Source organism: Halomonas sp., from assembly GCF_041689495.1.
Classification (GTDB): domain Bacteria; phylum Pseudomonadota; class Gammaproteobacteria; order Pseudomonadales; family Halomonadaceae; genus Halomonas.
In genome coordinates, this window is sequence record NZ_JBDNGD010000137.1 from 1 (window position 1) to 1,424 (window position 1,424).

2 protein-coding genes are annotated in these 1,424 nt (G+C 64.3%); both read left to right on the forward strand.

Annotated elements, in window-relative coordinates:
- A partial coding sequence (locus tag ACESMD_RS04570) for an aminodeoxychorismate/anthranilate synthase component II (RefSeq protein WP_372610759.1) occupies window positions 1-450 on the forward strand: 450 nt, incomplete at its 5' end.
- Window positions 451-477: 27 nt separating this feature from the next.
- Window positions 478-1,424, forward strand: a 947-nt coding sequence (gene trpD / locus ACESMD_RS04575; RefSeq protein WP_372610761.1) for an anthranilate phosphoribosyltransferase, incomplete at its 3' end; no start/stop codon positions are given.

A 1,424-nucleotide genomic window follows, 5' to 3' on the forward strand; every position in this document is an offset into this window, starting at 1 on the left:
AGCCACCTGGTGATTTCTCCCGGTCCCTGCACGCCCAACGAGGCGGGTCTCTCCCTGGCGTCGGTTCGTCGATTCGCGGGCGAGATTCCCATCCTCGGCGTCTGTCTTGGTCATCAGGCCATCGGCCAGGTCTATGGTGGCAGGGTGGTGCGTGCCCCCCAGGTGATGCATGGCAAGACCTCGGGCATTCGCCATAATGGCCAGGGCGTCTTCGAGGGGTTGGAAGACCCGCTCGAGGTGACCCGTTATCATTCCCTGGTGGTGGAGCGGGAGAGCCTGCCGGCGTGTCTCGAGATCACGGCCTGGTGCGATGACGATGACGTCACGCCCGGGGTGATCATGGGGCTTCGCCACCGTGAACTGGATGTCGAGGGAGTGCAGTTCCATCCCGAATCCATCCTGACCCGCCAGGGGCACGAGCTGCTGGCCAACTTCCTGAAACGTCGCTGAATCGTCAGGCGAGAGGAGAATCACTCCATGCAGATGCGAGATGCCATCGCAGCGGTGATGCGCCGCGAGGATCTGAGCTTCGAGGCGACCCATGCGGTAATGCACCAGATCATGACCGGTGAGGCCACCGACGCCCAGATCGGTGGCTTCCTGATCGGCCTGGCGGTGAAGGGCGAACGGGTCGAGGAGATCAGCGCTGCGGCACAGGTCATGCGCGACCTGATGAAGCGCGTCCGAGTCAACGCCGAGAACGTGGTGGATATCGTCGGCACCGGCGGGGATGGTGCCAACCTCTTCAATGTATCCACGGCGGCCAGTTTCGTGGCCGCCGCCGCCGGGGCCCATGTGGCCAAGCACGGCAATCGTGGTGTCTCCTCGTCTTCCGGCAGTGCCGATCTCTTCGCCGTGGCGGGCATTCACCTGGACCTGGATGCCGAGCAGGTGGCACGCTGCATCGAGCAGGTGGGGGTCGGCTTCATGTTCGCCCCCAATCATCATCCCGCCATGCGTTTCGCCGTCGGCCCGCGCCGCGAGATGGGAGTGCGAACACTGTTCAATATCCTGGGGCCACTGACCAATCCGGCCGGGGCCCCCAACCAGGTGCTGGGTGTCTATGCCGCCGACCTTGTGCCACTGATGGCCAGGGTCCTTCATCAACTGGGAAGCCGCCATGTGATGGTGGTGCACGCCGAGGATGGGCTGGACGAGATTTCCCTGGCAGCGCCCACCCGGGTGGCCGAACTGCGCGACGGTCAGATCAGTGAGTACCGCCTCTGTCCGGAAGACGTGGGTATCGAGCGCCAGTCACTCGATCCGCTGCGGGTTCAGAGCGCCGAAGACAGCCTGAGACTGGTACAGCTGTCACTGACGGGTGAGGGGGCTGCTGCTGACCTCGTCGCCCTGAATGCCGGTGCGGCCCTCTACTGTGCCGGAATCGCCGATACCGTCAGGGAAGGGGTGGAAATGGCCAAGGA